The sequence below is a fragment of the Embleya sp. NPDC005575 genome (genome assembly GCF_040605455.1).
Lineage (GTDB): Bacteria > Actinomycetota > Actinomycetes > Streptomycetales > Streptomycetaceae > Embleya.
In genome coordinates, this window is sequence record NZ_JBEXCV010000030.1 from 62,178 (window position 1) to 70,375 (window position 8,198).

Genomic DNA, 8,198 nt, shown 5'->3' on the forward strand with positions numbered 1-8,198 from the left:
CCGGCGTAACCGCAGGTCAGCTGGGACGCGACTGGTGATCGCAGTCCCGACACTTGCGGTCCCCGTACGGCATCGAGGACACCTTGCCCGAGCCGCACTCGGGACACGTGGGACCGTCCGCGGCCGTCGGCGGACGCCAGCGCGCGGCACACGAACCGCACACGTAGTCACCGACGATGTCGGTACTCACCTTGGTCGAGCCGCACTTGCCGCACTGCACCTCGACGTGCCGCCGCTTTCGCGGCGCGGCCCGGCCGATCGCGGCCTGGCGTTCGCGCTGCGCGGAGAAACCCCAGTAGGAGCGCAGCCGGTCGGCCATGTCCGGCCGCAGATCGGCACCTTGGCCGTACGGCGCCTCATGGCTCGGCTGGTCGCTCATGACAGTCACGGTAGGCCATGCCCGCCGCCGGGCGGCGCCGGTGCACGGCCGGACGGCATCGGGCGCGCGGCGCGATAATCCCGTCGACTTCGGCGGCTCCTCGGTTATCGTCGAGGCATGTGGATCAACGGACAGCGAGCTACCGGCGTCGGGCCGGCGAACCGAGCGCTATAGCGCCGCTCGGCCCGGCTCGGCGTGTGTACTCCCACCGCCCGCTGCTCTCGCGAAGGCCGATTCACCATGCTCTCGCCACAGATCCGCTCCACCTTCCTCGATTTCTTCACCTCGCGCGGACACCGCCTGGTGCCGTCCGGTTCGCTGCTGCCGCCCGATCCGAGCCTGCTCGTGTCCAACGCGGGGATGAACCAGTTCAAGCCGTGGTTCCTGGGCGATGTCGAACCCGACTTCCCGCGCGCGACGTCAGTGCAAAAGTGCGTGCGCACCGTGGACATCGACAACATCGGACACACCCGCCGGCACTCGACCTTCTTCGAGATGCTCGGCAACTTCTCCTTCGGCGACTACTTCCGGACGGAGGCGATCGGGTACGCGTACGAGTTGCTGACCGAGTACTTCGATCTCTCCCCCGACCGGTTGTGGATCACCGTCTACGAGGACGACGACGATTCGGCACGCATCTGGCGCTCGGTCGGCGTGCCGTCCGAGCGAATCCAACGCCTGGGCGCGGCGGACAACTTCTGGTCGATGGGCGTGCCGGGACCGTGCGGTCCGTGCTCGGACGTCACCTACGACCGGGGCCCGGCGTACGGCCGCGACGGCGGACCCTCGGTCGACTCGGAGCGCTTCGTCGAGTTGTGGAGCCTGGTTTTCATGCGCAGCCTGCGCGGCGAGATCGAGCCCGGCGGCGGCTTCCCCGTACTGGGCGGCCTGCCGCGCACCGGCATCGACACGGGCCTGGGTCTGGATCGACTCGCGACCGTGCTCCAGGGGGTGGACAGCACCGTCCAGACCGACCTGCTGCGACCCACGCTTGCGACGGTGGAGGAACTGGCGGGCCGCCACTACTCCCCCGTCGACCGCGAGGACCCGCGTCGGGTGTCCTTCGAGATCCTCACCGACCACGCGCGGGCGATCGCGTTCCTGCTCGCGGACGGCATCCGGCCGGGCAAGGATGGCACCGGGTACGTGCTGCGCAGGCTGATCCGACGGGCGATCCGACACGGCCGCCGCCTGGGCATCGAGGGCCCGATCCTGCCGCCGGTCACCGCGAGCGTGGTCGCGAACCTGGGGCCCGCGTGGCCGGAACTCACCCGTGCGGCGTCCCTGATCGAGGACCTGACCACTCGCGAGGAGGAGTCCTTCGACCGCACCCTCCGCCGAGGCACCCGCCTCCTCGACAGGGCAATTCGCCGCCGCCTCGAAGGAGGCCACCGCGACCTCCCCGCGGAAACCGTCTTCACCCTCTACGACTCCCACGGCTTCCCCCCGGACCTCACCCTCGAAGCGGCCCACGAAGCGGGCCTGACAGTAGACGACCCCCACCTCCGATCCCTGCTCACTCCGCCTCACCACCCCTGACCCGACGGCCCACGGGGGACTCGAATCCGAGTCCCCCAACCGGGCCGGCACTCGAAACCGACCCAAGCCCGGCGCCGGCCGCACCCGTGCACCCGGGCCGGCGCCCGAGGCGACTCGACCCGGCCGGCGCCCGACGGCAACCCGACCGGGCCGGTGCGCCGCGCGGTGGTGGCCCTGGTACGACGGACTCGCCATCCGCTACCAAGTCCCCGTCACCGGCACCGCCATCGGCGAATGGTCACCTCCCGGGGACCTGGGTCCTGTCCGGCGGATCTCGGTGGATCGGGCCGGGTCGTCCGGTGCGGACCCGCCGAGATCCGCCGGACAGGGCCTAGACCGACATCGTTTGCACCCCGACGACCCGCAGCAACGCCAACTGCCCCGCCGCCCGGCTCCCCGCAGGCGCGGTATGGACGATCACCCGCTGCCCCGCCTCGACGACCACGAGCACTTGACGCCGCAGCGTGATCTCCCCGATCTCCGAATGCCGAATCGTCACGCCTGTCCCGCGCCGCCCGGTTCCCTCGCCCCCGGCCCCCTCTGCGTCCGCGTCCCACAGCGCGGCAAACTCGGCCGACCGCGCGCGCAAGCGCGCCACCACCGCCGCGGGCCCGGGATCGGCCGGTCGCCCCACCAGCGTGGCCCGCAGGTCGGCGACGTACGCCCGGGACATCCCATCCGCTTCCGCCGCGCGAAAGCGCAACCGCGAGGCCGGCTCGGTAAACCACCGCACCAGCACGTTGCGCCCGACGTTCGGCCCCAGCAGCGCCACCGCCATCGCGTTCTGCGCGAGCACGTCGCCCGAATCCGACATCACCTGCGCCGGCACGTCGTGCAGCCGATCCAGGATCAGCAATATCGCGGGCGACACGTGCTCGTCACCACCGGAGGACCGCCCCGGCGGAACGTGCCCGGCCAGGTGGAACAGGTGATCGCGGTCGTTTGCCTCCAACCGCAACGCGCGGGCCAGCGCGGCCAGCAGTTGCGGCGACGGGTGCGGCCCCCGGTTCTGCTCCAGGCGTGCGTAGTAGTCGACCGACATCCCGGCCAGCCGCGCGACCTCCTCACGGCGCAGTCCGGCCGTACGCCGTCGGACCCCGTCGGGCAGCCCCACGTCCGCCGGGCACAGCCGTTCCCGGCAGCACAGCAGAAAGTGAGCCAGTTCCTGTCGATCGCTCATGCCCTCAGGATCCGACGTCCCATGTCCGGTAACCAGGGACCATCCGTCCCTGGATCACCGGTCCCCGGTTGGGCATTCCGCAGGTGACCGGGATGCGCAGGCAACCGATACGCACGCGCACCGGCACCCGCCGCGCGGGCGGCCGAAGGGATCAGGCGGCCCGGCGAATCGCGGTGACGAGTCGGGCGGTGGCCTGTGCGCGTGCCTGTCGACGGCGGCGCAGCGCGATCGCCGCGACCCGTACCTCTCGACTGTCCCGCTTCTCCACGACCGCCACCTCCGAACGAACCCGTCCCGCCCGAGAAGGCGACACCGTGCGCCCCAGCAGGGGCGACATCCACAAACCTAGGCGTCGCACCCCCCGTGCGGCGTCGCCCGGGAGTGCCGATCGGCCCTACTACCGAAGGACGACCCGAGCCCCGAGGTACCCCCGAGGCATGCCGCCCGGGAAGTACGCGATGGGACTTCCGGCGGAGCCCGGCCCGCTCTCGACACACATGGCAACGCCCCGAGCACACACAGCGACGCTCGGGTGCGCACGGCAACACCACGAAGCGCGCACGCCTGGTCCGGCGACGCGCTCGGCGATACCCGGACGGCCCCGGCCCGCGGCGGCGCCCCTACCCGGTCCCGGGCTCAGATCACCTTCCCCGGGTTGAGGATGCCCATCGGGTCGAACGCGGCCTTCACGCCCCGATGCACCCGCACACCCACCGGCCCCAGTTCCTCGGCGAGCCAGTCCCGCTTGAGCATGCCGACGCCGTGCTCGCCGGTGATCGTGCCGCCCAGGTCCAGCCCCAGGCGCATGATCGCGTCGAACGCGACCCGGGCCCGCTCGACCGCCGCCGGGTCGGTCGCGTCGAAGATCACGATCGGGTGGGCGTTCCCGTCCCCCGCGTGCGCGCACACCCCGATCACCGTGTCGTGCCGCTCGGCGATCGCGGCCACCCCGTCGAGCATGTCGCCGAGCCGCGAGCGCGGCACCGCGACGTCGTCGATCATGCTGGTGCCCAACCGTTCCAGTGCGGGCAGCGCGAGTCGACGGGCCTGCATGAACAGCGCCGAGTCCTCGGCGTCCTCGGCGGTGAACGCCTCGAACGCGCCCGCCTCGGTACAGATCGCCTCGATCGCGGCCAACTCGGCGGCGGGCGCCGGGGTGTCCACCGCGACCAGGAGCAGCGCGGCGCTGTGCTCGGGCAGGCCCATGTTCGCCAGCGCGTTCACCGCACGCAGGGTGGTGCCGTCCATCAGCTCCATCAACGACGGTGTGTGTCCGGCCGCCATGATCGCCGAGACCGCGCCGGCCGCCGCGGCGGTGCTCGCGAACTGGGCCACCATCACCAGCCCGGGCGGCGGCGTGGGGCGCAGCGCGAGGGTGGCCCGGGTGACCACGCCGAGTGTGCCCTCCGCGCCGACGAACAGCCGGGTCAGGTCGTAGCCCGCGACGCCCTTGGCGGTCCGCCGCCCGGTGTGCAGCAGTTGCCCGTCGGCGAGCACGACCTCCAAGCCGAGCACGTACTCGGCGGTCACCCCGTACTTGACACAGCACAACCCGCCCGCGCCGGTGCCGATGTTGCCGCCGATCGTGCAGGTCTCCCAGCTGGACGGGTCGGGCGGGTAGACCAGGCCGTACTCGGCAGTCGCCTTGGACAGGTCGGCGTTGACCACCCCCGGCTCGACCACGGCCGTACGGTCGACGGGGTCGATGTGCAGGATGCGATTCATCCGTACGAGTGAGAGCACGATGCAGCCGTCGACCGCGTTGGCGCCGCCGGACAGACCGGTGCGCGCGCCCTGCGGGACCACCGGCACCCGCAGTCTCGTGGCCACCCGCATCACGTGTTGCACCTGCTCGGTGGTCTCGGCCAGGACCACCACCGCGGGGTCACCGGCCGCACACAGGCCGGCCATGTCGCGCGCGTACGATGCGGCGATGTCCGCGTCCGTCACCAGGGTGTGCGCGGGCAGCTCCTCCCGCAGTGCCGCGATCAGATCGGTGGTCATGCTGCCTCCCGGTGTGGCCGTGAATGGCCCCAGGGTAGGCACCGGGAAACAGTCCCCGAGGGAGGGCACCTTGCAGATCGACCGGTTGGATGCCGCGCTGATCCGGCTGCTGGTGGAAACACCGCGGATCGGTGTCGTGGAGTGTTCGCGCCGGCTGGCGGTGGCGCGCGGGACGGTACAGGCGCGCCTGGATCGGCTGCGCGAGGCCGGGGTGATCAGGGGCTTCGGGCCGGACGTGGATCCCGCCACGCTCGGCTTCTCGGTGACCGCCTTCGCGACCCTGGAGATCCGCCAGGGTCAGGGGCGCGACCTGCGCAAGCAACTGGAGTGCGTGGCGCAGGTGCTCGAAGTGCACGCGATCACCGGCCGGGGCGACCTGCTGTGCCGGATCGTCGCGCGCTCGAACGAGGACCTGCAACGGGTGATCGAGCAGATCATCGAACTGGACGGCGTGGTCCGCGCGTCCACCACGGTCGCGCTGGAGAACCCGGTGCCCTACCGGGTGCTGCCGCTGGTGGAGTGCGCGGTGACGGAGGGGTGAAGGTCGCGCCCGCGCCGGCGGTACGGCGCGCCGACGGTACGGGTCGGACTGCGGCAGTCAGGTGCGAGCGGCGACCGCGGCGGAGCCCGGCGGACGGGTGACGGGGCACCGGAACGGGTCACGAATCCGCACGCTCGGCCCATCGTGCGTTTCCCGGTAGGGCGACGGCGGTAACCGTCTACGGTCATCACCAGAATCGCGGGAAGGGCCGCCTTGAGCTTCCGGGACTACGTCTCCAGCCGCCGCGAGCAGCTCTGGATCGAGACCTGGATGCACGCGAGCGCCGCGTTCCAGTGCATGGTGATCGCGACCCTGATCGGGGTCGTGGTCGCGATCGCGACTCAGCCCAGCCGGCCCTCAAGGCCACTCAGCCCGGCCGGCGCTTGAGGCCAAGCAGCCCGGCCGGCGCTTGAGGCCAAGCAGCCCGGCCGGCGCTTGAGGCCAAATCCCCAACGTCAACAAGAGGCCACCTTGCCCCCGGCATCCAACGCATGGAGCGCCTCGACCGCCCCCGAGAGCGTCTCGACCGGAACCAGCCGAAGCCCCTCGGACCCCACCCGCCCGGCCTCCGCACACTCCCCCTTGGGCAAAACAAAAACCGTCGCACCGGCCCGCTTCGCACCAAGCAGCTTCATCGGCAGCCCACCGATCTCGCCGACCTTGCCGTCCGCATCGATCGCCCCTGTGCCGGCTATCGTCCGCCCGCCGGTGAGTTGGCCCTCGGTCAGCTTGTCCACGATGCCGAGCGCGAAGAACAACCCCGCGCTCGGCCCGCCGACATCGCTCAGGTGCAGCGTGACCTTGACCTGGTCGGGCGACTTGCCGAGGTACTTGAGCGCCGCGACGGTCGCGGCATCCTGCGACTTGACCATGTCCTTGACGTTGGTCTCGACGACCTGCTCGACCGACTTGCCGTCCGGGTAGATGGACTTCCGCGGCACGACCGACTCGTCCGTGTCCCACCACGCATCGATCAGCGATGCCAGCCGATGCTTCTCGTCGCGTCCGCTCGCGTGGATCGTGGTCAGCAGCAGGTGCCCGGTCGTCGGGTACACCGCGACGGGGCCGGAGATCTCGACCACCGGCCGCCCCCCGTCCTCGCCGAGCGTGTCGGCCACCGATCCCGGCGTGATCAGGACGTACGGCATCGGCACCAGGAACGCGAATCCGAACAGGATCGCGACGAGGAGCAGGGACACCGGGAGGGTGAGCTTGGTACGGGCCACGCCTGGCATTAAACACGGCGCGGCCCCGCACGCCGTACCGGACTCGCCTCACCGGGACGCGGTCGGCGATCCGAGTCTCGCCACCACGCCCGCGCTACGCGGCGGAAACCCGCACTCCGCCCAGCTCGTCGGACAGTTCGGCCGCCGCCTCGGCCACCCGGCGGCCCAGCCGCTCGGTGTCCAGGTTGCCGAGCGAGACGATCCCGACACTCGACTCGACCGCTGCGAGATCCGGCACCGAGGCCGCGATCCCGGGCACCGTGTGCCGACCGTCGCCGGGGGCGTACACGTAGGACCTGGGCCCGTCCAGGCCCGCCGTCACACGGCGCGCAGCCAGGATGGCCAGACCCGCGGCCCCCGCGTCCAGCGCGTGCCGCGAACCGACCCGGTAGGCCACGTGGTAGTCGGTCCAGGTGGGCTCGGCCACCGCTACCACCAAGGCCTCCATGCCGTCCACGATGGTCAGGTGTGCGGTGGCGCCGGTCTCCTCGGCGAGTCGGCGCAGACAGGGCACCGCCGCGTCGCGAACCAGGGGGTGTGCCCGACGGGCCAGTTGCAGCGCGCCCAGACCGAGTTTGGTGCGTCCGCTCTCGTCGCGCCGGACGAGGCCGTGCTGTTCGAGCGTGGCGAGGATGCGGTAGACGACGGTGCGGTTGACGCCGAGTGCGGCGGCCATGTCGTGTACCGACAAGCCGTCCGAGGCATCGGCGAGCAGTTCGAGGACCTTGAGACCTCGGTCCAGGGTCTGTGACGTTTCGGCGACCACCGGCCCCCCTCCCTTCGCGTGACGTTGCATTACGTCCAGCGGCGTTCGATCCCCGAACGAAACACCACATTCGCGAGGCTGTGCGGCGCCAGGTCATGGGGCCAGGACACGTACTCGTCACCACTCGGCGGGCAGGCCGAACGGATTCCCACGCCCGCGAAGGACGGTTTCTCCTTCGCGGAGCGTCGGAAGATCACGCTAACCAGAGGGGGCAGTTTTGGCACTGGATATCCGGGATACGGACAGGAAAAATATCCGCTGAACCGGGATGTACTACACATACTTCACAAATCGCAAAATGCGATCCTGGACACGTGTCCTCAAGAGCGGGGCGGGGCAAGCCCGTACTCATCAGCCGGACACACCGTCCCAACCCATGAGATCGACGCCCGGCTCGGTACCCGAACCCGCGCTCGCGACCGAGCTTCGATCGACACCTGCGATGGGGCTTCGGCCCGCTCCCACGGCCCGGCTGCGATCCGCACCGGCGCGGGCTTGCACGCGCCGTCGGGGTCGAGGCCGCCCGCCCGGGGCCGGCTCCACGTCAGCGGCCCGGCTCGGCC

8 protein-coding genes are annotated in these 8,198 nt (G+C 71.1%); 3 read left to right on the plus strand and 5 right to left on the minus strand.

Going from position 1 to position 8,198, the window contains the following annotated elements; all coding sequences use genetic code 11:
• Positions 1-16: 16 nt before the first annotated feature.
• Positions 17-379, minus strand: coding sequence for a hypothetical protein (locus ABZS54_RS13445; RefSeq protein WP_355534313.1), 363 nt, complete (start codon positions 377-379; stop codon positions 17-19).
• Between the two features lie 240 nt (positions 380-619).
• Between ABZS54_RS13445 and alaS the strand changes: the two genes are divergently transcribed.
• Positions 620-1,918: an alanine--tRNA ligase gene (gene alaS / locus ABZS54_RS13450; RefSeq protein WP_355534315.1), complete on the plus strand. Its 1,299-nt coding sequence runs from the start codon at positions 620-622 to the stop codon at positions 1,916-1,918.
• A gap of 331 nt (positions 1,919-2,249) precedes the next feature.
• On the opposite strand, the gene ABZS54_RS13455 is transcribed toward alaS, so the two are convergent.
• Together ABZS54_RS13455 and ABZS54_RS13460 are read right to left on the minus strand one after the other, a co-directional pair.
• Positions 2,250-3,098, minus strand: coding sequence for a helix-turn-helix transcriptional regulator (locus tag ABZS54_RS13455; protein ID WP_355534317.1), 849 nt, complete (start codon positions 3,096-3,098; stop codon positions 2,250-2,252).
• A gap of 636 nt (positions 3,099-3,734) precedes the next feature.
• Positions 3,735-5,102 (minus strand): FAD-linked oxidase C-terminal domain-containing protein, encoded by a 1,368-nt coding sequence (locus tag ABZS54_RS13460; RefSeq protein WP_355534319.1) that lies wholly within the window; start codon positions 5,100-5,102, stop codon positions 3,735-3,737.
• Between the two features lie 70 nt (positions 5,103-5,172).
• Here ABZS54_RS13460 and ABZS54_RS13465 point away from each other — a divergent pair, with 70 nt between their 5' ends.
• Entirely contained in the window at positions 5,173-5,643 is a 471-nt protein-coding gene (locus ABZS54_RS13465; protein ID WP_355534321.1) for an Lrp/AsnC family transcriptional regulator, read from the plus strand.
• A gap of 213 nt (positions 5,644-5,856) precedes the next feature.
• Positions 5,857-6,030, plus strand: a complete 174-nt coding sequence (locus ABZS54_RS13470; protein WP_355534323.1) for a hypothetical protein — start codon at positions 5,857-5,859, stop codon at positions 6,028-6,030.
• Between the two features lie 68 nt (positions 6,031-6,098).
• On the opposite strand, the gene ABZS54_RS13475 is transcribed toward ABZS54_RS13470, so the two are convergent.
• Together ABZS54_RS13475 and ABZS54_RS13480 are read right to left on the minus strand one after the other, a co-directional pair.
• Positions 6,099-6,878, minus strand: coding sequence for a S16 family serine protease (locus tag ABZS54_RS13475; protein ID WP_355534325.1), 780 nt, complete (start codon positions 6,876-6,878; stop codon positions 6,099-6,101).
• 85 nt (positions 6,879-6,963) lie between these two features.
• Positions 6,964-7,635 (minus strand): helix-turn-helix domain-containing protein, encoded by a 672-nt coding sequence (locus tag ABZS54_RS13480; protein WP_355534327.1) that lies wholly within the window; start codon positions 7,633-7,635, stop codon positions 6,964-6,966.
• Positions 7,636-8,198: the final 563 nt, after the last annotated feature.

Bases quoted from the DNA above. Each gene is read 5' to 3' on its own strand.
- ABZS54_RS13460 (WP_355534319.1), bottom strand. From the start codon at position 5,102: ATGACCACCGATCTGATCGCGGCACTGCGGGAGGAGCTGCCCGCGCAC.
- ABZS54_RS13445 (WP_355534313.1), bottom strand. From the start codon at position 379: ATGAGCGACCAGCCGAGCCATGAGGCGCCGTACGGCCAAGGTGCCGAT.
- ABZS54_RS13455 (WP_355534317.1), bottom strand. From the start codon at position 3,098: ATGAGCGATCGACAGGAACTGGCTCACTTTCTGCTGTGCTGCCGGGAA.
- ABZS54_RS13475 (WP_355534325.1), bottom strand. From the start codon at position 6,878: ATGCCAGGCGTGGCCCGTACCAAGCTCACCCTCCCGGTGTCCCTGCTC.
- alaS (WP_355534315.1), top strand. From the start codon at position 620: ATGCTCTCGCCACAGATCCGCTCCACCTTCCTCGATTTCTTCACCTCG.